This window comes from Streptomyces sp. NPDC002276, from assembly GCF_053891435.1.
Genome location: NZ_JBSFCQ010000010.1, coordinates 59,061 through 83,145, shown reverse-complemented (window position 1 = coordinate 83,145; position 24,085 = coordinate 59,061). Strand labels below are relative to the sequence as shown.

The 24,085-nt window shown below is 71.0% G+C and carries 30 protein-coding genes; 15 read left to right on the top strand and 15 right to left on the bottom strand.

Annotated features, from left to right (window positions below; genetic code table 11):
- Positions 1–84 precede the first annotated feature (84 nt).
- Entirely contained in the window at positions 85–354 is a 270-nt protein-coding gene (locus ACWIHT_RS25110) for a hypothetical protein (protein ID WP_456170464.1), read from the bottom strand.
- 7 nt (positions 355–361) lie between these two features.
- Positions 362–580: a hypothetical protein gene (locus ACWIHT_RS25105; RefSeq protein WP_456170463.1), complete on the bottom strand. Its 219-nt coding sequence runs from the start codon at positions 578–580 to the stop codon at positions 362–364.
- Between the two features lie 133 nt (positions 581–713).
- Between ACWIHT_RS25105 and ACWIHT_RS25100 the strand changes: the two genes are divergently transcribed.
- On the top strand, positions 714–1,103 hold the full coding sequence (locus ACWIHT_RS25100) for a hypothetical protein (RefSeq protein WP_456170462.1): 390 nt from the start codon (positions 714–716) through the stop codon (positions 1,101–1,103).
- Between the two features lie 22 nt (positions 1,104–1,125).
- Here ACWIHT_RS25100 and ACWIHT_RS25095 read toward each other — a convergent pair whose 3' ends face one another.
- The 3 genes from ACWIHT_RS25095 to ACWIHT_RS25085 are packed head-to-tail and all read right to left on the bottom strand — an operon-like array spanning position 1,126 to position 4,569.
- Positions 1,126–1,458 (bottom strand): SCO4225 family membrane protein, encoded by a 333-nt coding sequence (locus ACWIHT_RS25095; RefSeq protein ID WP_456170461.1) that lies wholly within the window; start codon positions 1,456–1,458, stop codon positions 1,126–1,128.
- A 43-nt stretch (positions 1,459–1,501) separates the two neighbouring features.
- Positions 1,502–2,209, bottom strand: a complete 708-nt coding sequence (locus ACWIHT_RS25090) for a response regulator (RefSeq protein WP_456170460.1) — start codon at positions 2,207–2,209, stop codon at positions 1,502–1,504.
- Positions 2,206–4,569 carry a histidine kinase gene (locus tag ACWIHT_RS25085; RefSeq protein ID WP_456170459.1) on the bottom strand — a complete coding sequence of 788 codons (2,364 nt, stop codon included), beginning with the start codon at positions 4,567–4,569 and terminating at the stop codon, positions 2,206–2,208. Before ACWIHT_RS25085 ends, ACWIHT_RS25090 begins: the two co-directional genes overlap by 4 nt.
- A gap of 209 nt (positions 4,570–4,778) precedes the next feature.
- Here ACWIHT_RS25085 and ACWIHT_RS25080 point away from each other — a divergent pair, with 209 nt between their 5' ends.
- From ACWIHT_RS25080 to ACWIHT_RS25065, 4 genes are all read left to right on the top strand, one after another.
- Positions 4,779–5,246 (top strand): DUF5707 domain-containing protein, encoded by a 468-nt coding sequence (locus ACWIHT_RS25080; RefSeq protein WP_456170458.1) that lies wholly within the window; start codon positions 4,779–4,781, stop codon positions 5,244–5,246.
- A 93-nt stretch (positions 5,247–5,339) separates the two neighbouring features.
- Positions 5,340–5,786 (top strand): DUF3052 domain-containing protein, encoded by a 447-nt coding sequence (locus tag ACWIHT_RS25075; RefSeq protein WP_456170457.1) that lies wholly within the window; start codon positions 5,340–5,342, stop codon positions 5,784–5,786.
- Between the two features lie 106 nt (positions 5,787–5,892).
- A complete protein-coding gene (locus tag ACWIHT_RS25070) occupies positions 5,893–6,786 on the top strand; it encodes a glycosyltransferase family 2 protein (RefSeq protein WP_456170456.1) in 894 nt (297 codons plus the stop codon).
- Between the two features lie 414 nt (positions 6,787–7,200).
- Entirely contained in the window at positions 7,201–10,272 is a 3,072-nt protein-coding gene (locus tag ACWIHT_RS25065) for a BTAD domain-containing putative transcriptional regulator (RefSeq protein WP_456170454.1), read from the top strand.
- A 19-nt stretch (positions 10,273–10,291) separates the two neighbouring features.
- On the opposite strand, the gene ACWIHT_RS25060 is transcribed toward ACWIHT_RS25065, so the two are convergent.
- Entirely contained in the window at positions 10,292–11,986 is a 1,695-nt protein-coding gene (locus ACWIHT_RS25060) for a bifunctional 3'-5' exonuclease/DNA polymerase (protein ID WP_456170453.1), read from the bottom strand.
- Positions 11,987–12,161: 175 nt separating this feature from the next.
- Here ACWIHT_RS25060 and ACWIHT_RS25055 point away from each other — a divergent pair, with 175 nt between their 5' ends.
- A complete protein-coding gene (locus tag ACWIHT_RS25055; protein WP_456170452.1) occupies positions 12,162–12,701 on the top strand; it encodes a Uma2 family endonuclease in 540 nt (179 codons plus the stop codon).
- A gap of 10 nt (positions 12,702–12,711) precedes the next feature.
- Here ACWIHT_RS25055 and ACWIHT_RS25050 read toward each other — a convergent pair whose 3' ends face one another.
- The gene (locus ACWIHT_RS25050; protein WP_456170451.1) at positions 12,712–13,428 is read right to left on the bottom strand and encodes a Clp protease N-terminal domain-containing protein; all 717 of its coding nucleotides are present in this window, start codon (positions 13,426–13,428) and stop codon (positions 12,712–12,714) included.
- Positions 13,429–13,491: 63 nt separating this feature from the next.
- The gene (locus ACWIHT_RS25045; RefSeq protein WP_456170450.1) at positions 13,492–14,007 is read right to left on the bottom strand and encodes a GNAT family N-acetyltransferase; all 516 of its coding nucleotides are present in this window, start codon (positions 14,005–14,007) and stop codon (positions 13,492–13,494) included.
- 135 nt (positions 14,008–14,142) lie between these two features.
- Here ACWIHT_RS25045 and ACWIHT_RS25040 point away from each other — a divergent pair, with 135 nt between their 5' ends.
- Positions 14,143–14,316 (top strand): hypothetical protein, encoded by a 174-nt coding sequence (locus ACWIHT_RS25040; RefSeq protein ID WP_456170449.1) that lies wholly within the window; start codon positions 14,143–14,145, stop codon positions 14,314–14,316.
- On the opposite strand, the gene ACWIHT_RS25035 is transcribed toward ACWIHT_RS25040, so the two are convergent.
- Entirely contained in the window at positions 14,309–14,854 is a 546-nt protein-coding gene (locus ACWIHT_RS25035) for a hypothetical protein (protein ID WP_456170448.1), read from the bottom strand. The two genes, ACWIHT_RS25040 and ACWIHT_RS25035, sit on opposite strands and share 8 nt — an antisense overlap.
- 129 nt (positions 14,855–14,983) lie before the next feature.
- Positions 14,984–15,367 (bottom strand): hypothetical protein, encoded by a 384-nt coding sequence (locus tag ACWIHT_RS25030; RefSeq protein WP_456170447.1) that lies wholly within the window; start codon positions 15,365–15,367, stop codon positions 14,984–14,986.
- A 172-nt stretch (positions 15,368–15,539) separates the two neighbouring features.
- On the opposite strand from ACWIHT_RS25030, the gene ACWIHT_RS25025 reads away from it, so the two are divergent.
- Positions 15,540–16,652 carry a DUF2786 domain-containing protein gene (locus tag ACWIHT_RS25025; protein ID WP_456170446.1) on the top strand — a complete coding sequence of 371 codons (1,113 nt, stop codon included), beginning with the start codon at positions 15,540–15,542 and terminating at the stop codon, positions 16,650–16,652.
- Positions 16,653–16,662: 10 nt separating this feature from the next.
- Here the strand turns inward: ACWIHT_RS25025 and ACWIHT_RS25020 are convergent, their stop codons facing one another.
- From ACWIHT_RS25020 to rpmB, 4 genes are all read right to left on the bottom strand, one after another.
- Positions 16,663–17,190, bottom strand: coding sequence for a DUF4232 domain-containing protein (locus ACWIHT_RS25020; protein WP_456170445.1), 528 nt, complete (start codon positions 17,188–17,190; stop codon positions 16,663–16,665).
- Between the two features lie 52 nt (positions 17,191–17,242).
- Positions 17,243–17,776 carry a hypothetical protein gene (locus ACWIHT_RS25015; RefSeq protein ID WP_456170444.1) on the bottom strand — a complete coding sequence of 178 codons (534 nt, stop codon included), beginning with the start codon at positions 17,774–17,776 and terminating at the stop codon, positions 17,243–17,245.
- A gap of 74 nt (positions 17,777–17,850) precedes the next feature.
- Positions 17,851–18,156: a 30S ribosomal protein S14 gene (gene rpsN, locus ACWIHT_RS25010; protein ID WP_456170443.1), complete on the bottom strand. Its 306-nt coding sequence runs from the start codon at positions 18,154–18,156 to the stop codon at positions 17,851–17,853.
- A complete protein-coding gene (gene rpmB / locus ACWIHT_RS25005; RefSeq protein WP_200715959.1) occupies positions 18,156–18,392 on the bottom strand; it encodes a 50S ribosomal protein L28 in 237 nt (78 codons plus the stop codon). The genes rpsN and rpmB overlap by 1 nt, the downstream gene beginning before the upstream one ends.
- 74 nt (positions 18,393–18,466) lie before the next feature.
- Between rpmB and rpmG the strand changes: the two genes are divergently transcribed.
- From rpmG to ACWIHT_RS24980, 5 genes are all read left to right on the top strand, one after another.
- Positions 18,467–18,631 carry a 50S ribosomal protein L33 gene (gene rpmG, locus ACWIHT_RS25000; protein WP_200715960.1) on the top strand — a complete coding sequence of 55 codons (165 nt, stop codon included), beginning with the start codon at positions 18,467–18,469 and terminating at the stop codon, positions 18,629–18,631.
- 5 nt (positions 18,632–18,636) lie between these two features.
- Complete coding sequence (locus ACWIHT_RS24995; RefSeq protein WP_019070240.1) at positions 18,637–18,885, top strand: type B 50S ribosomal protein L31; 249 nt, start codon at positions 18,637–18,639, stop codon at positions 18,883–18,885.
- Between the two features lie 2 nt (positions 18,886–18,887).
- A complete protein-coding gene (locus ACWIHT_RS24990) occupies positions 18,888–20,018 on the top strand; it encodes a CobW family GTP-binding protein (RefSeq protein ID WP_456170442.1) in 1,131 nt (376 codons plus the stop codon).
- 2 nt (positions 20,019–20,020) lie between these two features.
- A complete protein-coding gene (gene rpsR / locus ACWIHT_RS24985) occupies positions 20,021–20,254 on the top strand; it encodes a 30S ribosomal protein S18 (protein WP_456170441.1) in 234 nt (77 codons plus the stop codon).
- A 290-nt stretch (positions 20,255–20,544) separates the two neighbouring features.
- The gene (locus tag ACWIHT_RS24980; protein ID WP_051105974.1) at positions 20,545–20,763 is read left to right on the top strand and encodes a DUF397 domain-containing protein; all 219 of its coding nucleotides are present in this window, start codon (positions 20,545–20,547) and stop codon (positions 20,761–20,763) included.
- A 77-nt stretch (positions 20,764–20,840) separates the two neighbouring features.
- Here ACWIHT_RS24980 and ACWIHT_RS24975 read toward each other — a convergent pair whose 3' ends face one another.
- Positions 20,841–21,353 (bottom strand): ATP-binding protein, encoded by a 513-nt coding sequence (locus ACWIHT_RS24975; protein ID WP_399122192.1) that lies wholly within the window; start codon positions 21,351–21,353, stop codon positions 20,841–20,843.
- A 355-nt stretch (positions 21,354–21,708) separates the two neighbouring features.
- Between ACWIHT_RS24975 and ACWIHT_RS24970 the strand changes: the two genes are divergently transcribed.
- Positions 21,709–22,533 carry a helix-turn-helix domain-containing protein gene (locus ACWIHT_RS24970; protein ID WP_201055384.1) on the top strand — a complete coding sequence of 275 codons (825 nt, stop codon included), beginning with the start codon at positions 21,709–21,711 and terminating at the stop codon, positions 22,531–22,533.
- A 90-nt stretch (positions 22,534–22,623) separates the two neighbouring features.
- Positions 22,624–24,084, top strand: a complete 1,461-nt coding sequence (locus tag ACWIHT_RS24965) for an aldehyde dehydrogenase family protein (protein WP_456170440.1) — start codon at positions 22,624–22,626, stop codon at positions 24,082–24,084.
- The last annotated feature ends 1 nt before the right edge of the window (position 24,085 follow it).

Below are 24,085 nucleotides of genomic sequence, written 5' to 3'. Positions count from 1 at the left end.
GCGTAGGGCGAGACCGTAGGCGGCCTCCAACCGGCCGCGTTGAACGTGGTTGTCGCGTGAGAGGGAAGAGCGCCGGGCCGCCGGTCACATCTGATCGGCCTTCGACTTCGACTTCGACTTCGGCTTCGCCTTTGCCGCTCTGCTGATCCAGGACTGGCAGCACCATTGGGCGAGTCCGCCCACGGCTAGGGACACGAGGATTGCTCCCCAGTCGATGACGTGCGGCAGCCCGGGGAAGAAGGCGAAGAAGGCGAGCGTGGCGGCGAGTCCGGAGAGGAACGCGGCGATACCCGCTCGGCGCCGCCGAGTTCTCCACGCCTGGCCCGGATCCTGGTCCTTGTTCTGCTCGGTCATGAACAACTCACTTCGTGATGTCGTGACACTGGCTCACGCGACGCGTTCCGCCGACGTAGAGGCGGGCGCACGCCTTTCCATAACGAGACAGCGTCTGGGGAGAGTTGTTCCACATCGGGTCGATCTTGCACTCGGTGTGTGTCGTGCCGCGGGACGTGCGGAGGGCCCGGTTCTCGCTGTTGGAGCTGATCTTCCGGCCGCTGCCTCGGATGATGTGAGTGACCAAGGCAGCCCCTTTCCGGTGATCCGGCTGACCCGAAGAAGCGTTCATCCTCGTGGAGGGTTCCGTGCGGGTCGGGCTGAGCATGGTTGTTCTGATGGCCGTTGTGGCCGTTATGGCTGGAAACGGGGTGTGTCGTATGGCAGTTGAGGGTGTTTTTCCCGAGTTGGTCCTTGACGAGGAGCCTTGGCGGTCCGCGGGTGACTGGAACGGTTACGCGCATGTGCGGGTGTGGCGGATGGACGTGGGGCACGTCGTCGTGGTGCTCAGTGGCAAGGGCGCCGAGTACCACCCGGAGGACCTGCTTCCGCTGTTGCGGGCCGAATACCCGGACGACACCGTCGAGTTCTTCTTTCACCGGCCGATGGACTGGATGGCCCTGGGCTACTACGCGGAGCTGACGTCGAACGACGACGGGACGGTGACCGTCACCCACATCGCGGGGGACGCGCTGGCCGCCCGTCTCGGGCCCGCCCTGTACGACACCGAGGACCCGGACGACTACTCGACCGGCTACGGCGGCGCCTGACCCCCACCCGCGTCCCGCGCGGTCAGCGCGTCGCGTCCGGGCGGTTGCCGCGGGTCAGCGCGCGGGCGCACCAGCCGATGATCGACGCGTTGACCAGCGCGCCGAGGACGACCGCGACGATCAACACCGCGGCGCCGCCCGGCAGTGCGAGCAGGACGAGGCTGGCCGGGGCGGTGGCCATGAGGGGGACGACGGCGGCCATGGCCCCGTCCGAGTCGGCGGCGACGGTGGCGACGATCGCCCAGACGAGGAGCGCCGCGCAGAGCGCGAGGTAGGCGAGCGCGAAGGGGTTGCGGAGGTTCCGGCCCAGTCGGTGCAGCGAGGAACGGGCGGCGTGAGCATCGGTACCTGTCATGGAATGGGCTCCTGGGGCGAGGGCGAGGGCGAGGGCGAGAACGTCAGAGGTGGTCCGCGCCTGGCGGGTTCGGGCGGGTGATGCCGAGGTCGTAGGCGAGGATCGTGGCCTGGACGCGGTCGCGCAGGCCGAGTTTGCGGAGCAGGGCGTTCACATGGGACTTGACGGTGCCGACCGTGATGCCCAACTCCCCTGCGATCTCCGCGTTGTTGAGGCCGGAGGCGAGCAGCCCGAGGACGTTGCGCTGGCTCTCGGTGAGGCTTTCGAGTTCGCGCGGGCCGGAACCAGGGGAGTCGGAGGCCGAGTTGGGGTGGAATCCCGTGCCCGCTCCCGACGCGTAGTGGCCGATCAGGCGACGGGTCGCCGACGGCGCGAGCACGCTCTCGCCGCTCGCCACCACCCGGATGCCGTCCAGGAGTTCGGACGCGTGCACGTCCTTGAGGAGGAAGCCGGAGGCCCCCGCGCGCAGGGCGTCGAAGACATACGCGTCCAGGTCGAAGGTGGTCAGGACGAGGACTCGGGGTGCGTTCTCCTTTCCGGTGATGATCCTCGTCGCGGCGATGCCGTCGAGTTCCGGCATCCGTACGTCCATCACGACCACGTCGGGGGCCAGTTCGGCGGCGAGGGTCACCGCGGTCGCGCCGTCCGCCGCCTCTCCTACGACTGTCATGTCCTCCTCGGCGTCGATCACTGCGGCGAAGCCCGCCCGGACGATGCCCTGGTCGTCGACGACCAGCACCCTGAGGCTCATCGTTGTCTCTCCTCGTCGTCCGGCACCGCGGTGAACGGCAGCCGGAGGTGGACCGTGCCCGGCGGGCGGCCGGTCGTCAGGGTCCCGCCGAGCGGCGCGATCCGCGCCGTCAGCCGGTCCCGTACGGCGGGTTCGGCGGCGCGGGGCACGCCGGTGGCCGTGATCGTCAACGTACCGTCGGCCGCGTCGAGTTCGAGTACGGCGGGTTCGTCGTCGCCGGTCGCGAGGAGGGTCTCGGCGACGTGGTAGGCGGCGAGGTCGACCTCGGTGGGGAGGCGTTCCGGGACGCGGTCGGTGAGCCGTATCTCCACGTCGCGGCCGGTGGCCCGGCACTGGTGGGCGAGCAGGTCGAGAGCCTGGAGGGTGGGCTGCGGGGTCAGTTCGGCGGCCGTGTCGCCGTCGCGGACCGCGTCCAGGAGGGCGCGCATCGCGGTGAGGGCCTCGCGGGCGCGGGTCGCTGTCGCGTCGAGTCGGCCTGCCTGTGCCTCCGCGATCATGTCGGCGGTGCGGGCCAGCACGGTGGATTCGAGACCGGCGGCGATGCGGCGGCGCTCCGCCCAGGCGTCTCGTACGGCTTCTTCCGTCCAGGTGGCGAGGCGTTGGGTTTGGGTGTCCTGGACTGCGGTGGCGCGTTGCCGGCGCAGGGTTCCGATCCGGAGTGCGGTGGCCGTCACCAGTGACGTCCCTGCCGTGGCGAACAGAACTACCGCCCAGGTGGGGAGAGTTGTGCCGCGGTGCAGTACGGCTATCGTCAACGCCGTCGCGTGTGCGGCTGTTGCTGCAACTGGGAAGAGAAAGAAGGGGACTTGAGGTCGTCGGTAGGTGCGGGCCGGTGGGGGCTGGGCGCGCCCCGCGGCGGAGCCGCTGATCGATACAGCGCCGCGCTCCTGAAGAGCCACTACCGCGACGCAAGTTGCCACCGCACTCAGTACCAGTGGCACCACCACCGGGCCCGTATAGGCGCCCACCCTCATCGCCACCGGCCACAACAACGCCAACCCCAACAACGCACCCTGTGCGAGGACTCGCGCCCTTCCCAGCCACAGCAATGCCACCGCCTGCGCGGCCGCCAGCAAGGCGAACAGCACGCCCGCCGACACATGCGAACCGCTGCCCGGTGCCGAGTCCGACCGGATGATCAGGATCGGTAGGAGGGGCTGTACGCACAGGCCGAACGCGGCGACGACCTGGGCCACGCGGTAGCTCGGCGGGACGGAGTGCTCCACCGGGCCCGCCGTACGGCCGGGCAGGGTCGCCCGTACCTCCCAGCCGCCCTCCGCCGTGGGGCCGGTGGTCAGGGTGCCTCCCGCCTCGCGGGCGCGGGAGCGGAGGAAGCCCTGGCCGCGGCCGCCGCCGAGGCCCGCGCCGTGGGCCGGGGTGCCGGTCGGCGGGGCCGCGCTGGTGATCACGACGTCGGTGCCGGTGTCGCCGTAGCGGCAGAGCACCGTGGTGCGCGCGCCCGGCGCGTGGCGGGCCACGTTGGTCAGGGCCTCGCGGACGATGCCGTAGGCCGCGTCCGCGAGGGCGCCGTCGGGGAGGGGGTCGATCTCGGCGTCCACGGGTTGGTCGAGGCGGCGGAAGCCGGCGATCAGGGCCCGCAACCGCTCCTCGGGGGAGGGGAGTTCTTCGCGCGAGGGCGCCGGGGCGCGGACCGCGCCGAGTGCGCGGGTGACCTCGCGGCCGGTCTCGGTCGCGAACTCCAGTGCCTCGGCGGCGAGTTCGGGGCGGCGTTCGCGCAGGCCGAGCGCGGCGCCGGCCGTGACGACCACGGCGGTGAGGTGGTGGGCGCTGACGTCGTGCAACTCCCGTTCCATACGGCGGCGTTCGGCCGCCGGGAGCCGGTGGCGCTCGGTCTCGGCGCGGTTCAGGAGGAGTTCGGCCGCTCGCCGGGTGCGCCGGGTGCGCCGTACGAACATGCCCGCGCCGCACGCGGTGGCGTAGAGGAGGGCGGTCAGGACGAGGTCGAGGCCGTTGTTGTCGCTGAGGCCGTTCAGGTTGATGTTCTGGAGCAGCTGCCAGAGGGCGAGCGTGACCACGCACAGGACCGTGGTGAAGGTGTCGCGCCCGGCCGCCACCGAGAACAGGGCGAGTGCCACGCCCACGGTGCCGAAGAGCGCCATCGCGCCGACGGGCAGCGGTCCCGCGCCCACCGCGCAGGCCGCCGCGACCACGACGAGCGTGGTCACCGGGCGGCCGCGGCGCAGCGCGAGCGCGGCCGTCACCGGTCCGGCGACCAGGGCGGCCACGAGCAGGTCGGCCGCGGTCGGCACGGTGCCGCGCAGCAGCGGAGCCACCGGCCACACCAGGGCCTGGGCGCAGATCAGCAGGACCGGGAGCAGCCGGTCGTCGGTTCGTTTCATGGCACTCAAAGGCTATGGGCGCAGGTGGGGGGCCCGGCTCAGGCTGGAGGGGGATCGCGGCCCCGGGACTCTCTATCTCTGGTTCGAGGCGGCAACCGTCCTTCAGCCGGAGGACCGCGCCCCGCCCCGCTCCTAGGCTCGATCACATCGAGGGAAGCGGTCGACCACCGTCTCCCACACCACCCACACCACCCACAGGGGGATCTCCCATGTCCGTTTCCATGTCCAAGCGCGCTCTCCTGTCCTCGCTCGTCGGTGTCGCGGCGGTCGGCGGAGTCGTCGCCGGCGGTCTCGCCGCGTCGGCCGCCTCCACGCCCACCGAGCCGACCCTCACGAACGGCTCCGCCCGCTACACGGCCCCGACCGCGAGCGCCGACGGCTCCTTCACCTACACCGTGGACGTCACCGACGACTCGGGCATCCGCGGCCTCAAGGTCATTGCCTGGCCCGCGAGTTCGAAGCCGGCGCCGACAAAGGCGGACCTCCGGTACGTCGACTCCGCGACGTGCAGGAGCACTTCGGGTGACACCTCGCGCTGCACCTACACCTTCAAGGTCACCAAGAAGGAGGCGGCCGACGCGCCCAAGGGCACCTGGAACGTCTCGACGCTGGCCACGGCCAAGGACGGCGGCACGGTGTTCGTGTCCAAGGCCGCCACCTTCGAGATCGCGGGCTGACCGTCACGTATACAGGTATGGCGCCCCGCCTCGACCGAGGCGGGGCGCCGTTGTCGTAGCGGACGGTGTCACGGTGTGAACGGAGATCAAGGCATGAGCAACTCCCCTACAGCGGCCGGAGGTTACTCCGCCACCCCCCTCGCCAAGAAGATCGGCGTCAAGCCGGGGCACCGGGTCCGGCTGCGGCACGCGCCCGGCGGGTGGGACATTCCCGGGCTGCCCGACGACTGCGAGGTCGGCGACGGCGGGACGCGCGACGCGGACGTCACCGTCGCCTTCTACCGGGAGTGGAAGGAACTGGACGCGGAGGGGATGGAACTCGTCCTCGGTCTCGACGACAGCGCCATGCTGTGGATCGCCTGGCCCCGCAAGGCCGCGGGCCATGTCAGTGACATCACCGAGAACGGACTCCGCGACCTTTTCCTCCCCCTGGGGGTGGTGGATGTGAAGGTGGCCGCGCTGGGGGAGGACTGGTCGGGGCTGAAATTCGTGCGGCGGAGGGAAAACCGGCAAAGCCCCAACAAAGGTCCCGCAAAATGAACTTGAGTCGTAGCCACCTGCCGACTTGAGGCAACATCTTGGTGAACGGCGAGTGTTGCGCGGTCAGGGCGCGGACATCGCCGGATGGCCGGATGGAGTGAGGGACGTGGTGGAACCGAGGATCGCCGTCGCCGTGGTGACCATGGGAAACCGGCCCGCCGAGGTCGACGCGCTCCTCGAATCCGTGGCCAAGCAGGACCTTCCGCCGACCCGCGTCGTGATCGTCGGAAACGGCTGCCGGCTCCCCGAGTTCGCCGACCGGCTCTCCCTGCCCGGCGAGGTCACCACCGTCGATCTCGATGAGAATCTCGGCTGCCCGGGCGGACGCAATGTCGGCCTGGCCCGGCTGCGCGAGTTCGGGGACGTGGACGTCGTGGTCGAACTCGACGACGACGGACTCCTCGTCGACGCGGACGTGCTGCGCCGGGTCCGCGACCTGTACGCGGCCGAACCCCGCCTCGGCATCGTCGGGTTCCGGATCGCCGACGAGCACGGCGAGACCCAGCGGCGGCACGTGCCGAGGGTCGGCGCGGGGGATCCGATGCGGGGCGGATACGTCACCGGGTTCCTCGGCGGCGGCCACGCGCTGAGCATGGCGATGCTCGCCGAGACGGGGGACTGGCCGGCCGAGTTCTTCTTCGCGCACGAGGAGACCGACCTCGCCTGGCGGGCCGCCGACGCCGGCTGGCACATCCGCTACGCCCCCGAACTGCTCCTCCAGCACCCCAAGACCTCGCCCGCCCGGCACGCCATCTACTACCGCGTCACCGCCCGCAACCGGGTCTGGCTGGTCCGCCGGCGGCTGCCGCTCGCGCTGATCCCGGTGCACCTGGGCGTGTGGACGCTGCTCACCCTCGTCCGGACGCGGTCGCTCGGCGGGCTGCGGGCCTGGTTCGGCGGGTTCGTGGAGGGGGTGCGCGAACCGGCGGGGGAGCGGCGGGCCATGCGCTGGCGGACGGTGTGGCGGCTGACGCGGCTGGGCCGCCCGCCGGTGATCTGATCCGCGGCACCGTAGATGTAGCAGACGTAAGGGACGAGGGCCCCGGTCGATCACCTCCGCCGACCGGGGCCCTCTCGCGTCCCCGGACCCGGCCACGACGGCGACACTCCCCCGAGCTGCGCGTCGTACGCGCGCGCCGTCGGGCCAGATCCGATGAAGTGATCACATCAGGTCGCGCCAACGAATCGCTAACATGTGGCCAACGGTGCGCCCGATGCTCCGGGGACGGATGGCCTGAAGTCGCCGCGCGGCAGCGGGAGAGGCCGGGTACGGTAGCGGATCCCGGCCCTCTGCGACCGGGCCGGACTGGCGGGAAACCGCCGGGTACAGGGCGGAAATCCGCCAGGGACGGCGGAGAACTCCGCCGCGGAGCACGGCCGACAGGGCCGCGCGGAAGGGCGACGGGTCGGTGTGATGCGGTGCGAGCCGCGGTTCGGACTGCTGGGCACGACTGTCCTCTACGGCCGTGACGGCGACCTCGTGCAGCCCATCGGCGGCACCAAGGTGCGGGTCCTGCTCGCCGCGCTGCTCCTGGAACCGGGCAGGGTCGTCTCCGTCGACGCCCTCAAGGACGCCCTGTGGGGCGGCTCACCGCCGGCCTCCGCGCACGCCTCCCTGCATAACCACGTGACCCGGCTGCGCCGCCTCCTCGACGACCCGGACCGGCTGCGCGCCGTTCCACCGGGCTACCAACTCCGTGTCGACGAGGGCGAGTTGGACGTCCACGTCTTCGAGTCCCACGTCACCGCGGCCCGCGCCGCGCACGCCGACCGGGACTGGCCCCGGACCGTCCGCGCCTGCACGGCGGCCCTCGCGCTGTGGCGCGGCACCCCGCTCAGCGGCCTGCCCGCCGAACTCGGCGGCTACGCCTTCGCCCAACGCCTCACCGAGGCCCACCTCCTCGCCCTCGAATGGCGCTACGACGCGGAGCTGGCCCTCGGTGGTGTCCGACTCGGCGCGCTGGTACCGGAGTTGGCCGCGCTGGTCGCCGACCATCCCCTCCGGGAGGGCTACCACCGCCAGCTGATGCTCGCCCTCCACCGCACCGGCCGCCAGCCCGAGGCCCTGGCCGTCCACCGCGACCTGCGCAACCGCCTGATCGAGGAACTCGGCATCGAGCCGGGGGCGGGGGTGCGGGAGGCGCATGTGGAGGTGTTGCGCGGGGTGGCGCTCCGGGACGGGAACGCCGGTCCCGTCGAGGCCGGTCCCGTCGAGGCCGGTGCGGGCGTCGGCGCGGACGAACCGGTGGACGTACCCGCCGCGCCGGGTGCGACCGCCGCCCATCCACCCCCGTCTCCCCGCCCCGCCCAACTCCCGCCCCCGCCCGCCCACTTCACCGGTCGCGGTGACACCCTCGACGCCCTGCGCGACATCCTCGCGCGGCCTTCCGCGGAACCCGGCTCGCACCCCCTGGTCGTCATCAGCGGCATGGCCGGCGTCGGCAAGAGCGCCCTCGCCCTGCACACCGCGCACGCGCTGCGGGAACGCTTTCCCGACGGGCAGCTGTACGTGAACCTGCACGGCGCCACCCCGGGCATGGCCCCCCTCACCGCAGGCCAGGCCCTCCACGCGCTGCTCCGTGACCTCGGCGCCGAACCCCGGCACATCCCCGAACACCCGGACGCGGCGGCCGCGTTGCTGCGCTCGCTGCTGGCTCCCACCCGTACGCTGATGGTGCTGGACGACGCCGGGAACGCCGCCCAGGTACGGCCGTTGCTGCCGGGCGGCACCGGCTGCGCGGTGCTCGTCACCAGCCGTTCGCCGCTGACCGCCCTCGACGGCGCCCGCCGCTTCCCGCTCGCCCCGCTCTCCGGGGAGGACAGCGCGGCACTGCTGCGCGCGGTGTCGGGCCGGGAGGGTCTCGGCGCGGACCACCCGCTCGTCGAACTCACCGGCCGCCTCCCGCTCGCGCTCCGCGTCGTCGCCGCCCGCCTCGCCGCGCGCCGGGCGCTCACCCCGGGTGTCCTGGCCGGTCAACTGGCCGCCACCGAGGGCCGGTTGCACCACCTGGAGTACGACGATCTCAGCGTCCGGCGTTCCCTGGCGGTGGCCCACGACGCGCTCGCCGCCTCCGGCCGCGAGACCGACCGGGACGCGGCCCTCGCCCTGCGCCACATCGGCGCCCTCGACCTCCCGGCCTACGGCGCCCCCCTGCTCGCCCGCCTCACCACCACCGGCGAACGCCGGGCCGAGGCCGCCCTCGACCGCCTGGTCGACGTGGCCCTCCTGGAGGAAACGGCATACGGCCGCTACACCCCCCACGACCTGATCCGCGACTTCGCCCGCGAACTGGCGCGGAAGGAGGGGGACATGGGGGATATGGGGGACATGGAAGGGAAGGGTGACCTCGCCGACGTAGCCCTTGCCTGGTACGCCGCCGTTGCCGAGCGGACGCTCACCGCGATCGTCGAACCGGGGCTCGATCAGGACGACCGGCGTCGGCCGACCGCGGCTCAACTCCCCGGGCATGCGGCGGAGGTGGTGGCCGTCGCTCCCTTCCAGGACTCCCAGGAGGCGTTCGCCTGGGGGGACTTGGAGCTGGAGAATGTGGTGACACTTGTCAGCCGGTACGGCGACAGCCGCGACCACCGCAGAAACGCCCAGGTCTCGACACTCGTCCGGCTGCTCTTCCCGTATGTGCTGCGCGGCGGCCGGGTCGCCGAGATGGAGGTGCTCGGGCGGGTCGGTCTCGGCGCGGCGCAACGGCTCGGGGACGACGCGGCGGAGGCGTACGCGCTGGGCGATCTCGCCGGGCTGCACTTTCTGACCGGCCGGCAGAGCGAGGCGCTGGGCCTCAACGACCAGGCGCTGGCGATCTGGTGGCGGCTCGACGCGACCTCCTGGATCCGCCGGTGCCTCAACAACCGCGGCCTCCTCCTCGAAGGCCTGGGCCGACACGCCGAGTCCGGGGTCGCGCTGCGCCAGAGTCTCGCGTACTCACGGCAGTTGGACGACCCGTACGGCGAGGCCGTCACCTACAGCCATCTCGGCAACCTGTACGAGCACACCGACCCGCGCGCCGCCATCGAGCAGCACCGGCGTTCGCTGGCCATCGGTGTCGGGATCGGCGCGGTGATCGTGCAGCACTCCGCGCACTGCAACATCGGTTACGCCCACCTCGCCCTCGGCGAACCGGCCGCCGCCGTACCGCACTTCGAGGAGAGCCTGCGCATTCTCGGCGACCGCGGCGACTGGCACGGCGAGTCGCAGACCCGGCTCGGACTGGTCCGGGCGCTGCGGCTGCTCGGCCGGGCGGAGGCGGCCGACGTCGAGTGCGCGGAACTGCTGCGCCGCGCGGACGCCCGCGCCGACCGCTACATGGGCGGTCTCGCCCGGCACCAACTCGGCCTGCTGCTACGGGAACAGGGCCGTGCGGAGGAGGCGTACGAGGAGTGGCGGGTGGCCCTCGGCGCGCTCGACGGGACGGACGAGAAGGCGGTCGTGCGGGAGCTGGGTGAGCTGTTGTCGCAGGGTGACGCGCGTTGACAGCCGTAGCGCCCGTTCGTCATTTGGCGTCGGCGTAGCACTCGACGACCGCGACGGTGAAGGGGAAGCGGACCGGTGTCTCCCCGAACGTCAGGCGTCCGGCCAGGTCGGCCGCCTCCCGTATCGCGGTGGCCACGGTCTCGGCCTCCTCCTCCGGGCAGTGCACGATCACCTCGTCGTGCTGGAAGAAGACCAGCTCGGCCGCCAGCTCCGCGCAGGACCGGCGGAGCGCGGCGAGCATCAGCAGGGCCCAGTCGGCGGCGCTGCCCTGGACGACGAAGTTGCGGGCGAAGCGGCCCCGGGCGCGGGAGTTGGTGGAGGCGTAGCCGGGCACCCAGCCCTGGTCGGCGGGGGAGGAGCCGGTGGCGGCGGGGTCGTCCTGCGGGATGCCCGCCTCCTCCGCCGCTTCCTCGCCCCCGGCCACCGGCGGGCAGGTCCGGCCCAGCCAGGTCCGCACGAGCCGCCCCTCCTCACCGGCCCGCGCGGCCTCGTCGACGTACGCCACCGCCTTGGGGAACCGGCGGCGCAGCGCGGCGAGGTTCTTGAGGCCGTCGCCGGAGGTCTGGCCGTAGACCGCGCCGAGCACCGCGATCTTGGCCTGGTCGCGGTCGCCGGAGAAGGCGCTGTCGGACACGGACTGGTAGAGGTCGGTCGGGCGGCCGGCCACCTCCATCAGCCCGGGGTCGCGGGAGATCGCGGCGAGCACCCGGGGCTCCATCTGGTCGGCGTCGGCGACGACGAGCCGCCAGCCCGGGTCGGCGACCACCGCCCGCCGGATGACCTTGGGGATCTGGAGTCCGCCCCCGCCGTTGGTGACCCAGCGCCCGGTGACGGTGCCGCCGGCCAGGAACTCGGGCCGGAACCGCCCGTCCCGCACCCAGTCCTGCAACCAGGACCAGCCGTGGGCGACCCAGATGCGGTACAGCTTCTTGTACTCCAGCAGCGGTTTCACCGCCGGGTGGTCGAGGGACTGGATCTCCCAGCGCCGGGTCGACCTGACCTTGATCCCGGCCCGCGCGAAGGCCTTGACGACGTCCGCGGGCAGGTCGGGCCGCACCCGCCTCCCGAACGCGGCCGACACCTCGTCCGCCAGCTCGGCGAGCCGCCGCGGCTCACCCCCACCCGCGTACCGCTCGCCCAGCAACTCGTGCAGCAGCTCCCGGTGCACGTCGGCGCTCCACGGCAGCCCCACCCGGTTCATCTCGGCGGCGACCAGCATGCCCGCCGACTCGGAGGCGGTGAGCAGCCGCATCCGGTCGGGGTGCTCGGTGGTGTCGTGCCGCCGCTGCTGCTCGGCGTACACGGCGAGGAGGTCGGCGAGGGGGAGACGGACGCTCTGCGGTTCGAAGAGCGAGGACTGCGAGCCTGGTTCGGCGGCCCGCTGCGGTGGATCCGGCGGTACGGGTCCGCCGCGCAGCCGGGCCAGCGCGGCGGCGGCCGAGCGCGGCTCGCCGTGCCGCCCCTCGTGGCCGAGCAGGAGGGTCTCGGCGTCCTCCACGTCGTAGCACCGCTCCACCCGCACTCCCGCGGCGAGCAGTGCGGGATACACCTCGGCGGTGGACCGCCACACCCATCGGCTCACGTCGGGCCGACCGCGTACGGCCCCGACGAGATCCGGCTCCCACAACACCGGCCCGGGCAGCCCGTCCGGACCGAGCGCGGCGACCTCGACACCACCGCCCTCGGCCGGGGCGAGCGCCCAGCGATCGGTCATGTTCGCGAGTGTGGCACGCGGGTCTGACAACGGCCCCGACCTGCGCGAACCGGCTCGCGGGTGACCCTCTCACCTATGCTGGGCGGGTCGCTCCGTACGAAGGAGGTCCGCCGTGGCACTGACCGCCCCCGAGCGTCGACTGAGTCCTCATCCGAGTCCGACGGAGGAGAGGCGCATGGACGCGTCCGTCGAGGCCGCCTTCGATGCGTTCGACGCCGCCGCCCCGGAGGGCTGGCGCGTGGAGTTGATCGAAGGGAAGATCCACGTGGTGCCTCCGGCAAATGGGGAGCATGAAGAGATCGTGTCCGAGGTCACCGGCCAGGTCCGGGATCATCGAAAGGAATACGGTCGCTACACCGGTCTCGGTCTGCACGTTCCGGGAGCGTCCGACACCGGCAAGGTCATCCCCGACCTGGTGATCGCCCCGAAGGGCAGTTTCGCCGACGACCGGCGCTATCACGACCCCGCGCCCGTCGTCCTTGTCGGCGAGGTGACCTCCGAGTCCACCGCGGCCAACGACCGCGGGCCCAAACTCCGCGGTTACGCCCGTGCGGGCATCCCCTGCTACCTGCTGATCGACCGCGAGGCCGGGACGGTCATCGTCTACAGCGAGCCCTCGGAGGACCGCTACACGCGTGCCGCCGAGATCGAGATCTCCAAGACCGTGGCGCTGCCGGAACCGCTCGGGTTCGACCTCGACACCAGCCAGTTCTGAGGTCGGCCCGTCAGCCCTGGAGCGGGTGCAGCAGCTCGGCGATGTGCCGTTCGGACGTGGGCTTGTCGATGCCCAGGCTGTTGAGCACGCCCTCGCCGTTCTCGTGCTCCAGCAGGGCGAGCAGGATGTGTTCGGTGCCGATGTAGTTGTGGCCCAGGCGCAGCGCTTCGCGGAAGGTGAGTTCCAGGACCTTCTTGGCGTCGGGACCGTACGGGACGAGGTCCGGGACCTCGTCTGCGGCCGGCGGCAGCGCCTCGGTCGCCGCCTGGCGTACGGCGTCCAGGAGGATCCCCTGTGCGGTGATCGCCTTGCCCGCGAGGGCGTCCGGTTCGGCGAGTAGACCGAGGACGAGGTGTTCGGGGCGGCCCTCGGGGTTGCGGGCGGCGATGGCCTCGTTGTGGGCGGCCATCACGACGTTACGGGCCCGGACGGTGTAGCGGCTGAACCCCTGGCTCAGGTCGAGGTCCGCGGACTCCTTGGCCACGAAGCGCTTCTGCGCGGCCTGCCGGGTGACCCCCATGCTCCTGCCGATGTCGGTCCAGGAGGCGCCCGAGCGCCGGGCCTGGTCCACGAAGTGCCCGATCAGGTGGTCGGCCACGTCGCCCAGGTGGTCGGCGGCGATGACCGCGTCCTGGAGCTGGTCGAGCGGCGCGGGGTGGACCTTCTTGATGGCCGCGATGAGGTCGTCGAGACGTACGGACGAGGTGATGTTCGGATCGGTCGTCATGTGTCAACCCTAGGTTGACAGTCTCCGGCCGTCAACCCCGGGTTGACGGCCGTCCTGCTGTTGTCAGGCTGACTTCAGGTCGGTGTGAGGATCGATGACCCAGTGGTTGCTTCGCAGAACCCGGTCCGCGAACGTGACGTTCCGCTCGGTGACGAAGCGGAAGCCGAGGGATCGGCAGATGCCGTTGGAGGCCGCGTTGCTCGTCGCCGGAAACGCGTGCACCATTCCCCAGCGGTCTTCGTCCCGAGCCTGTTCGAGAAGGGTTCGGGCCGCGCGTTTACCCAGGCCGCGGCCCTGGAATCGCGGCAGGATCATCCAGCCGATCTCTGAGACCGGCCCTTCGTCGGTGTCGTCGGACCAGATGGTCACCGACCCGGCCACCACGGCGGGAGCGTCCGGATCGGGAACGATCATCTTGATCCAGCTGATGTCGGCCGCCGCCTCAGCGGCGTCTCGACGTACTTTGTCGGGCTGGCGTTCCTTCGGCAGAGGGCCGCCGAGATCGGCCATCATGACCGGGTCGCAGCGCATCTGGATGTAGGCGTCGACGTCGTCCTCTGTGACATTGCGCAACTGCACGGAGTCCCCCTTGTCGTAGTAGGCCCTTGCGGTCACAGCCAACACGACTTCCGCCCCGCCCCGAGCCCGGCCCCACCCCTACGGCCACCAGTCGCGAGTGAAATCCCCGCGTATATAAGGGAGATGCCCCGGACCATGAACAGTCCGAGTCGTCCCGGCCGGGGATACGTCTCCGCCAGCCATGCCGCCGTGCTCCGTACCGTGCCCCTTGAGGTCCTCAACTCGCGTGTCACCCTGGCCCGTTCCGCCGCGCCGCCCGCGACCCGTACCTCCAGTCGGTCCATCGTCGCCCCCGCCGCCGTCACGTAGGCGCCGTTGTCCCCGGTGCCCCGTGCCAGACCCGGACCCAGGTGCCGACCGTGTGCTGCCGCCACTCCTCGTTCACCACGATCGACCGGTCGTCCAACTCCCTTACGTCACCGGCGACCACCGGCAACCGTGTGACCTCGGTGAACGCCCGTACATCCCGTACGGCGCGAGCGTCGGACCGGATGAGCGCCGTAGCGTCCTCCCGTACGAAGACCGCCGTCGAGGCGGATGCGGAGATCGTCGCCCCCGGGACCGTCGGGACCCTCAACCTCGCGCCCGTGAAGACGAGTTGGGCCCGTGTCCGCTCCCGTGCCTCCGTCGCCTTCGCCCCTGCGATCGTCCACGCCGATCCCAGCAGCGAACCTGCCAGCGCGACCGTCACCAGAACCGGCGCCGCCACGGCGGCTGTTCGGCGGACCGAGGCCGCGGTGTTCTCGCGGATCAGCAGGCCGGTGGCGCCCGGGAGTCGTACCAGCGGTCGTACGACGGGGCCGGTCACGGCCGGTGCCAGGGTCGCCATCGCGGTGATGAGGAGCATCGGCCGGGTCGTGTACGACTTCCGTTTCAGCAGGTCCGCCGGGTCCGTCCACAACGACCGGGCGAGCAGGGCCAGTCCGGCCGCCAGCAGCAGCCGGGGCGCGGCCCAACTCCCTTCTGCGCAGGGCGATCACGAAGGCGAAGGAGGTGACCCCGGCCGCCGTGCCGAGCAGCGCGACGACGGAGACGAGCAGTTCGGCGTCGCGCGCCGTGGCTGGGCCGGGTCGGCGAGCCTGCGGTCGTCTCCCGTCAGTACGCGTGCCCGGCCGTTGACGACGGCCCGTACCGCCGCGACCGGTGCGTCTATTCCGACGGCGTCCCGTCGGCCGTCGCCGTCCATGTTGACCGTTCCCAACGTCCTTAATTCGGCGAGGAGTTGGTTGTCCACAGGGTGTGGATGAGTGAGCTTCTTCGACACCCGGGCGAGCGACGGGCCGCGCCGCACCTCCACCGGCGAGGACGCGAAACGCACCGGTGCCGGAGCCTGTGCGCCCACCGGATCGTGGGTGACCATGACCGTCGTCCGGCCCGCGCGACCGCCACACTCCCTCAGGGCACGACCAGCAGTGGGCGTCCCGGAAGTGGGGTCGGCGCTACCCACTCCGAAAAAGTGTGTCACTTTCGTGCGGAAGTGACACACTTTTTCGGAGTCACCCCTCCCCGCCGCCCCATGGCACGATCGACGGGTGAGCAGTACGACCGGAACCGTAGAGCGCGCCTTCGAGGCCGCCCTCTACGCCGACACCCATGACGCCCTCGACACGGGCGCCTCGATCCTCGCCGCCGACCCCGCGGCCGACGCCGAACTCGACCGGCGCGGGCGGGAGTTCGTCGCGGCGGCCTGGCGGCGCGGCTGGCAGCCCGCGGATGTCGTACGGCTGGTGCGGCGGGAGTTGGACGACGTACATGTGCGGCTGCTGTCCGAGCTGATCCGGGCGCAGGCGGCCGACGACCGGGCGCGCGGCCCGCGTTGGGCCGCGCAGTTGGAGGAACTGGCCGCCGCGCCGGCCGCCCGCGCCGACCGCTTCACGCAGGCCACCACCGTGCTGGAGCTGTACCGGCTGCTGCTGCGGCTGCCGAGTCTCGAACCTCTGGACGAGCCGAAACGGCGGCACGACGGCGGGCGGCCCGCGTCCCGGATGCTCACCCGGATCCGCGCGCTGCTCGCGAAGGCGGAGGCGACCGGGTTCCCTGAGGAGGCGGAGGCGTTGAGCGCCAAGGCGCAGGAGCTGATGGCGCGGCACAGTATCGACGAGGCGCTGCTCGACGCGCAGGCGCCCGCCAAGGACGCGCCCGGTGCCTGCCGGATCGGGGTCGAGGCGCCGTACGAGCAGGCGAAGGCGGTGCTGCTGGACGCGGTCGCCGGGGCGAACCACTGCCGGGCGGTGTGGAGCGAGGCCTTCGGGTTCTCGACCGTCGTCGGGTTCGAGGGGGATCTGGAGGTGGTCGAGCTGCTGTACACCTCGCTGCTGGTGCAGGCCACGACCGCGATGACGAAGGCGGAGGCCGCCCAGCGCGCGGGCGGGCGGCGGCGGACCAAGACCTTCCGGCAGTCCTTCCTCGCGGCCTACGCCCACCGCATCGGGACCCGGCTGGCCGAGGCCGCCCGGACACAGGTGAGCGACGATCTGCTGCCGGTGCTCGCCACCCGCGAGGTCGCTGTCGCGGGCCGGCTCGACGAGATGTTCCCGGAGACGACCACGACCCGGCTGCGCGGGGTCAGCGACGAGGCGGGCTGGACGCAGGGCGCCGAGGCGGCCGACCGGGCCCAGGTCGGGGCCCGGCCGCGGCTGGACTGAGGGGCGGGCGTCAGTCGCCGGCCTGGGTGAAGGCGCTGACCGAGGCGTCCGAGTCGCTCGCGGAGCCCTTGCCCTGGACGGGGCCGTAGGACCACTTGTAGCTCGCGCTGTCGCTGCTGCCGGGCAGCGTGATGACCAGCTTGGTGGCGGCCAGGCTCAGCTTGTCGCCCGCCTTGCCGCGGACGTAGGTGACGGTGAAGGACGCCGCGTCGCCCTTGGCGAGCTTCAACTTCTGTACCTTGGCGCCCTGTTGGGTGGCGAGGGCGACCTTGGTGCCGCCGCCCTCCAGGGTCGCGCCGGCGAAGCCGTCCAGGGTGCACGGCTTGCTCTGGTTGGTGAGCGAGACGGGCACCTCGCCCGTGTCGCCCGCGGACGGGGCGGTGCTGGCGGGACCGACCTGGACGGCGACTCCGTCGAAGGAGCAGGCCGAGCCGTTCTTGCTGTCGCCGGAGGAGCCGCCGCTACCGCCGCACGCGGTCAGGAGCAGGGCCGACGCGACGGCGGTGACGGCGGTGACGGCGAGGGGAATGGTGCGCATGAGGGGATCATCCCGCACCCGGCATCGGTCCGCCGCCACGACCGGGACGGCGCTACGACCCGAGGCCCGCCGTGGGCAGTCCGGACGGGAGTTTTCCGCCCTCCGCCTTGGTGTAGGTCTCCTTGCCGAGGCTGCCCGACCAGGTGACCGCGAGGCCCGACTTGCTGACGGAGCCGACCATTCCGGTCGCCCGGGTCGTGCTCTTGTCCGTGCACTTCAGGTGGATCATCTGCATGCCCGCCTCCTCGCCGGCGGTCCCGCTACAGATGCTTCCGCCGGTGGTGAACAGGGCGGCCTGCTTGCCGGTGACCACCAGCGCGACGGCCTTGCCGTCGGTCGTGGCGAGCCAGCTGCCCTGGAGTCCGTCGGAGGCGGCCGACGGGCTGCTGCCGGTGGCGCCCCCCGAGTCCGCGGATGCGGTCGAGGTCGAGGTCGCGGTCGGGGCCGAGCTCGCGGACGCGCTCGGCGTGGACGAGGAGTCGTCCTTGGAGTCGCCGCTGCACGCGGTCAGGACGAGCGCGCCCGCCAGACCGGCCGCAGCCGCCGCGATCCGTACCGTCGACACCGTCGAAATCGCCGTAGTCACTGGTAGCTCCCAAGCTGTAGCCGGACGGCCGTCCGGTCGGCCTTGGCCGGACGACCGCAGCAAGCTACCAGGGCCTACCAGGAGGATTTACGGACGCCGGGTAGGTATCCGCTGTGAGCCTGCCCGCGCAGGTTCACCCGGGACAGTCCGAACGCGCGGAAGTAGCCGCGGGGCCGCCCGTCGACCTGGTCGCGGTTGCGCACCCGGGTGGCGCTGGCGTCGCGCGGCTGGGCCCGCAACTCGCGCTGGGCGGCGGCCCGTTCGGCCTCGGTCGAGCCGGGTCGCCGGATGGTCTCCTTCAGCTCGGCCCGCCGCGCCGCGTACCGCGCGACGGTCTCCCGTCGCCGCTCGTTCTTCGCGATCTTGCTCTTCTTGGCCATCAGACCCGCACCCCGCGGGCCCGGATCCTGGCCACGGCCGCCTCGACGCCGATCGCGTCGACGGTCTTGATCCCCTTGGTGCTCAGGCGCAGCCGTACGTAACGGCCCTCGCCGGGCAGCCAGTAGCGCTTGGACTGGATGTTCGGGTCGAAGCGGCGCGAGGTGCGCCGGTGGGAGTGGGAGATGCGGTTGCCGAAGCCGGGCTGTGCGCCGGTCAGCATGCAGTGGGCGGACACGGGTGACGTACCTCTCCTCGATCGGGGCCGTAGCCGATGCTGTTAATGGAATTCATTTTCAGTAAGGTATCAGCATGGCTCGCAACGAACTCCGCCCGGTCATCAAGCTCCGGTCCACCGCCGGGACCGGCTACACCTACGTGACCCGCAAGAACCGCCGCAACGACCCCGACCGCCTGACCCTGCGCAAGTACGACCCGCTCGCCCGCCGCCACGTCGACTTCCGAGAGGAGCGCTGACCGGGATGCGCGAGAACATCCACCCGCCCTACGGCCCCGTCGTCTTCCGGGACCGGGCCGCGCGGCACGCCTTCCTCACCCGCTCGACGATGACGAGCGAGAAGACGATCGAGTGGGAGGACGGCCACACCTACCCGGTCGTGGACGTCGAGATCTCGAACGTCAGCCACCCCTTCTACACCGGCACCGCCCGCGTCCTGGACACGGCCGGTCGCGTGGAGCGCTTCGAGCGCCGGTACGGAAAGCAGGACTGACCGTGTCCGACCTCTCCGTCGTGATCGTCGCCGGCCTGCACGCCGACGCCCGCCGGGCGACCGTCGCCCAACTCCTGCACGACGTCCCCGGCGCCGTCGTACTCCACCACGACCTCGCCACGGCCGCCGTCGGCACGGTCGTCCGCACGGTCAGGGACGCCACGGGCATCCTGGACGCCGGCGAGACTCCTCTCGTCGACGACTGCGCGTGCTGCGCCCTGCGCGAGGACCTGGTCCCGGAGCTGCGCAGGCTGGCGGCGACCGGTCAAGTCCGCCTGGCGATCGTCGAGTTGTGGGACTCGGTCGAGCCCAAGGCGATGGCCGAGGTGATCACCTCCGGCGGCCTTGCGGTCACCGGCGTCATCACCGCCGTCGACCCGGCCCTGCTCCTGCCCTGCCTCGGCAACGGCGACGACCTCGCCGACGCCGGCCTCGCGGCGGCCGCCACCGACCAGCGCACCATCGCCGACACCTTCGCCCGCCAACTGGAGTACGCCCCCGTCCTCGCGATCCTCGACTCGGAGGAGGCGGATGACGAAGACCGGGAACTACTGGGGCAGTTGCATCCGACGGCCCTGCAAATACCGCTGGGGAGAGGTGACTTGGGGGTCGCCGCCCTCGCCGGGTTCGACGTCGAGGCCGCTGCCGCCGCGCAGCATCCCGCCTGTGCCCTGCTTCCTGTCGAGGCCGACGCGTACGGGGTGAGCACCTTCGTCTGGCATCGGTGCCGCCCCTTCCACCCGGAGCGGCTGTACGCGGCGCTGGAGGACCTGACCTGTGCGGCGGCCCGCAGCCGGGGCCGGTTCTGGCTCGCCGACAAGCCCGACTCGCTGCTCCACTGGGACGCGGCGGGCGGTGCCCTGTGCGTGGAGGGCGCGGGGCCGTGGCTGGCCTCATTGCCGGACGCCGCCTGGGAGTTGGTGCCTCCGGTACGCCGTGCCGCCGCCGCGCTCGACTGGCACCCGGAGCACGGCGACCGCTGCCAGCACCTCGTCTTCACGTCCCCGGCCCTCGACCGCGACGGCCTCGAACGGCTCCTGGACCACTGCCTGTTGACCGACATCGAGTACGCCGCCGGCCGCGCCGCCTGGAAGCGGCTCCCGCCCGCCTTCGACACCCTCCTGGAGATCTGACCGTGCCCCGCAAGCCCGAGCGCAAGACTGCCAAGTCCCGCCGCAATCCACTGGACGCGGCCGGAGTGACGTACATCGACTACAAGGACACCGACCTGCTGCGGAAGTTCGTCTCCGACCGCGGCAAGATCCGCAGTCGCCGCGTCACAGGCGTAAACGCCCAGCAGCAAAGGCAGTTGGCCGCCGCGATCAAGAACGCCCGGGAGATGGCATTGTTGCCCTACGCAATCCGATAGCCGTCCCGCTCCCGGAACACAAGAGCCCCCGTACGCGTCTTCACTAGTACATGTCCCGCCAGGACCGGGGCAGACGCTGGAACGGCATCGGTAAAGCAGTCGTCAAAGCTGTAACCGGAGGACCACCCCGCGTGCACGTGCATCTGCCCATGCATCTGCACATGAACAGGGCTATGATCCGGAACAGTTGACCACTGCATCAATGGCCACACCAGCCAGTGCACAACCGGGAGCGACCTGTGGACCACCGCGTTGACAGCGTGTACTTGGGGTACGACGTGCACAACGGCATGGCTGCCACGCAGCTGGACGGAGTGGCCTGGCAGAAGAGCAGGCACAGCAACTCGCAGGGTTCCTGCGTGGAGTTCGCGCGGCTGCCCGGCGGCGACGTCGCGGTACGCAACTCGCGCTTCCCCGACGGTCCCGCGCTCGTCTACACGCGCGCCGAGATCGAGGCGATGCTCCTGGGCATCAAGGACGGCGAGTTCGACCACCTGATAGCGGGATAGCGGTCACCGCAGGACACCGGGCCCACAGCGCGCCCACAACGCGCGTAGAACCGCGGCGCGAAAAAGCGCCGCGGTTCTCACGTCTCGTTGCGCAGACAGTCCGGTTGCAGCTGGAACAGCGCCCAGACCACCTTGCCGCTGAGCGTGCCCGCCAGCGGGTGCCAGCCCCAGCCGTCGCTGAACGAGTCGACGAGGAACAGGCCGCGGCCCGATTCCGCCGAGAAGTCCTCCGAGTCGCAGGCGACGGGACTGTCGTGACTGGGGTCGCGCACCGCGCACACCAGCCGCTCGGTCCACCGCATCAGATGCAGCCGTACCGGCGGTCCCTGCTCCACGGCGCGCGGGGTGTTGGCCGGCAGCGCGTGCCGCAGCGCGTTGGTGACCAGTTCGGAGACGACCAGGCAGACGTCGTCGAAGCGGTCGCCTATGTCCCACTGGTCGAGGGTGCGGCGGGTGAACTGCCGTGCCTCGCGCACCGCTTCGTAGCGGGCGGGCAGAGAACACGATGCCGCGCTGGACACGGCCGAGGGGTCCAGCGGTGGAAGGCCCTGCCGTAACGGCTTGAGCATGGTCGATCCATTCGTCCCCATGCGAGGCACTCCCGGGAATTCGCGGTCGTTGCGATGCAGCGGTGGCGCGAGACCATGGTTTCGGATGCGTAGGGCAGATGCAAGGGCAGATGCACGTGCAGCTGACCGAATTGGACCCTCCCGTACCGCTTGTTGGCCATTTTTTCCGCCAACTTCACGCCGTTCTCGCGCTCCGGCCTTGCTTCTTCCTGACGGCTTCCTGACAACTTCCTGTGAACAGGAGCCTCTTCTTTCCATTTCTGTAATCGAACGAGTACTGCTCGAAGTGTTTTAGTGGCAGACTGCGGCCCCTGAAGACGGTTGGGGAGGCTTGGCGAACGTGAGCGCGGGAGAGCCCGGATCGGTGGTGCGGCGGATGCTGCTCGGCTCGCAACTCAGGCGACTGCGGGAAGCACGTGGGATCACTCGCGAGGCCGCGGGGTACTCGATCCGTGCCTCCGAATCCAAGATCAGTCGCATGGAGCTGGGGCGAGTGAGCTTCAAGACGCGGGATGTCGAGGACCTGTTGACGCTGTACGGCATCACGGACGAGGCGGAGCGCATCTCACTCCTCTCCCTCGCGAAGGAGGCCAACGTAGCGGGCTGGTGGCACAGTTACTCCGACGTCCTGCCCAGTTGGTTCCCCACCTATGTGGGCCTGGAGGGCGCCGCCTCGCTCATCCGCGCCTACGAGGTGCAGTTCGTGCACGGACTCCTCCAGACCGAGGCCTACGCCCGCGCGGTCGTCCGGCGCGGCATGAAGGGCGCGAGCGAGGCCGACGTCGAGCGGCGCGTGGCACTGCGCCTGGAGCGGCAGAAGTACCTCGTGAACGAGAACGCCCCGGACTTCCACATCGTCCTGGACGAGGCCGCCCTGCGCCGCCCCTACGGCGACCGCGAGGTGATGCGCGGTCAGCTCCAGCACCTGATCGACGTCTCCGAACACCCCAACGTCCGGCTACAGATCATGCCGTTCGGCTTCGGCGGGCACTCCGGCGAGTCCGGCGCCTTCACGGTCCTCTCCTTCCCGGAGTCCGATCTGTCGGACGTCGTCTACCTGGAGCAGCTCACCAGCGCGCTGTACCTCGACAAGGCCGAGGACGTGGCCCAGTACGAGAAGGCGCTGAAGGAACTCCAGCAGGACAGCCCTGGCCCGGACGAGAGCCGGGATCTTCTCCGGGGACTTCTCCAACTCTCTTGAAACACAAGTACGATGACGTGTGATCAGACCGTGATGATCGATGATCGGGTCTGCTGTTGATCGTGTCTGCTAGCGATTGAGGGATCACACATGTCGTCCTACTTCACCGACCTGGCTCAGCAGTACATCGACGGTGAATGGCGCCCGGGCACCGGCTCCTGGGACATCATCGACTTCAACCCGTACGACGGCGAGAAGCTGGCGTCGATCACGATCGCCACGGTCGACGAGGTCGACGAGGCGTACAAGGCCGCCGCCCGGGCCCAGAAGACGTGGGCCGCGACCAACCCCTACGCCCGCCGGGCCGTGTTCGAGAAGGCCCTGCGGCTCATCGAGGACCGCGAGCAGGAGATCGCCGAGGTGATCATCGCCGAACTCGGCGGCACGCGCCTCAAGGCCGGCTTCGAACTGCACCTCGCCAAGGAGTTCCTGCGCGAGGCGATCCACCTCGCGCTGCGCCCCCAGGGCCGGATCATCCCCTCGCCGGTCGACGGCAAGGAGAACCGCGTCTACAGCCTTCCGGTGGGCGTGGTGGGCGTGATCAGCCCGTTCAACTTCCCGTTCCTGCTCTCCCTCAAGTCGGTAGCCCCCGCACTGGCGTTGGGCAACGGCGTGGTCCTCAAGCCGCACCAGAACACGCCGATCGTCGGCGGCTCCCTGGTCGCGAAGATCTTCGAGGACGCGGGTCTGCCGGGCGGACTGCTCAACGTCGTCATCACCGACATCGCGGAGATCGGCGACGCGTTCATCGAGCACCCGATCCCGAAGGTCATCTCCTTCACCGGCTCCGACAAGGTCGGCCGCCATGTCGCGACCGTCTGCGCCTCGCAGTTCAAGCGCTCGGTCCTCGAACTCGGCGGCAACAGCGCCCTCGTGGTCCTCGACGACGCCGACATCGACTACGCGGTCGACGCGGCGGTCTTCAGCCGGTACGTCCACCAGGGCCAGGTCTGCATGGCCGCGAACCGTGTCCTCGTCGACCGGTCGATCGCCCCCGAGTTCACCGAGAAGTTCGTCGCCAAGGTCAAGTCCCTCAAGGTCGGCGACCCGCGCGACCCGGGGACCGTGATCGGTCCGGTCATCAACTCCTCGCAGGCGGACGCCCTTTCGGGCGTTGTCGAGCAGGCGATCGCGGAGGGCGCCACGGCGCTGGTGCATGGCGAGACCGTCGACAACCTCGTCGCGCCCTCGGTCCTCACCGGCCTGCCCGCCGACTCGGAACTGCTCCGCCAGGAGGTCTTCGGCCCGATCGCCTTCCTCATCCCGTTCGACGGCGAGGAGGAGGCGGTGAGCATCGTCAACGACACGCCGTACGGGCTGAGCGGCGCGGTGCACACCGGGGACATCGAGCGGGGCGTCAACTTCGCCAAGCAGATCGACACGGGCATGTTCCACGTCAACGACGGCACCGTCCACGACGAGCCGATCGTTCCCTTCGGCGGTGAGAAGTCCTCCGGGCTCGGCCGTCTCAACGGCGACACGATGCTGGACGCGTTCACCACGCTGAAGTGGATCTCGGTGCAGCACGGGCGGAGCGGGTTCCCGTTCTGAT

What these genes read in the sequence shown, in the direction of transcription:
- ACWIHT_RS25110 (WP_456170464.1), bottom strand. Translation starts at nt 354, where the DNA reads ATGACCGAGCAGAACAAGGACCAGGATCCGGGCCAGGCGTGGAGAACT.
- ACWIHT_RS25100 (WP_456170462.1), top strand. Translation starts at nt 714, where the DNA reads ATGGCAGTTGAGGGTGTTTTTCCCGAGTTGGTCCTTGACGAGGAGCCT.
- ACWIHT_RS25095 (WP_456170461.1), bottom strand. Translation starts at nt 1,458, where the DNA reads ATGACAGGTACCGATGCTCACGCCGCCCGTTCCTCGCTGCACCGACTG.
- ACWIHT_RS25090 (WP_456170460.1), bottom strand. Translation starts at nt 2,209, where the DNA reads ATGAGCCTCAGGGTGCTGGTCGTCGACGACCAGGGCATCGTCCGGGCG.
- ACWIHT_RS25085 (WP_456170459.1), bottom strand. Translation starts at nt 4,569, where the DNA reads ATGAAACGAACCGACGACCGGCTGCTCCCGGTCCTGCTGATCTGCGCC.
- ACWIHT_RS25080 (WP_456170458.1), top strand. Translation starts at nt 4,779, where the DNA reads ATGTCCGTTTCCATGTCCAAGCGCGCTCTCCTGTCCTCGCTCGTCGGT.
- ACWIHT_RS25075 (WP_456170457.1), top strand. Translation starts at nt 5,340, where the DNA reads ATGAGCAACTCCCCTACAGCGGCCGGAGGTTACTCCGCCACCCCCCTC.
- ACWIHT_RS25065 (WP_456170454.1), top strand. Translation starts at nt 7,201, where the DNA reads ATGCGGTGCGAGCCGCGGTTCGGACTGCTGGGCACGACTGTCCTCTAC.
- ACWIHT_RS25060 (WP_456170453.1), bottom strand. Translation starts at nt 11,986, where the DNA reads ATGACCGATCGCTGGGCGCTCGCCCCGGCCGAGGGCGGTGGTGTCGAG.
- ACWIHT_RS25055 (WP_456170452.1), top strand. Translation starts at nt 12,162, where the DNA reads ATGGACGCGTCCGTCGAGGCCGCCTTCGATGCGTTCGACGCCGCCGCC.
- ACWIHT_RS25050 (WP_456170451.1), bottom strand. Translation starts at nt 13,428, where the DNA reads ATGACGACCGATCCGAACATCACCTCGTCCGTACGTCTCGACGACCTC.
- ACWIHT_RS25040 (WP_456170449.1), top strand. Translation starts at nt 14,143, where the DNA reads ATGAACAGTCCGAGTCGTCCCGGCCGGGGATACGTCTCCGCCAGCCAT.
- ACWIHT_RS25035 (WP_456170448.1), bottom strand. Translation starts at nt 14,854, where the DNA reads ATGCTCCTCATCACCGCGATGGCGACCCTGGCACCGGCCGTGACCGGC.
- ACWIHT_RS25030 (WP_456170447.1), bottom strand. Translation starts at nt 15,367, where the DNA reads ATGGTCACCCACGATCCGGTGGGCGCACAGGCTCCGGCACCGGTGCGT.
- ACWIHT_RS25020 (WP_456170445.1), bottom strand. Translation starts at nt 17,190, where the DNA reads ATGCGCACCATTCCCCTCGCCGTCACCGCCGTCACCGCCGTCGCGTCG.
- rpsN (WP_456170443.1), bottom strand. Translation starts at nt 18,156, where the DNA reads ATGGCCAAGAAGAGCAAGATCGCGAAGAACGAGCGGCGACGGGAGACC.
- rpmG (WP_200715960.1), top strand. Translation starts at nt 18,467, where the DNA reads ATGGCTCGCAACGAACTCCGCCCGGTCATCAAGCTCCGGTCCACCGCC.
- ACWIHT_RS24995 (WP_019070240.1), top strand. Translation starts at nt 18,637, where the DNA reads ATGCGCGAGAACATCCACCCGCCCTACGGCCCCGTCGTCTTCCGGGAC.
- ACWIHT_RS24980 (WP_051105974.1), top strand. Translation starts at nt 20,545, where the DNA reads ATGGCTGCCACGCAGCTGGACGGAGTGGCCTGGCAGAAGAGCAGGCAC.
- ACWIHT_RS24975 (WP_399122192.1), bottom strand. Translation starts at nt 21,353, where the DNA reads ATGGGGACGAATGGATCGACCATGCTCAAGCCGTTACGGCAGGGCCTT.
- ACWIHT_RS24970 (WP_201055384.1), top strand. Translation starts at nt 21,709, where the DNA reads ATGCTGCTCGGCTCGCAACTCAGGCGACTGCGGGAAGCACGTGGGATC.
- ACWIHT_RS24965 (WP_456170440.1), top strand. Translation starts at nt 22,624, where the DNA reads ATGTCGTCCTACTTCACCGACCTGGCTCAGCAGTACATCGACGGTGAA.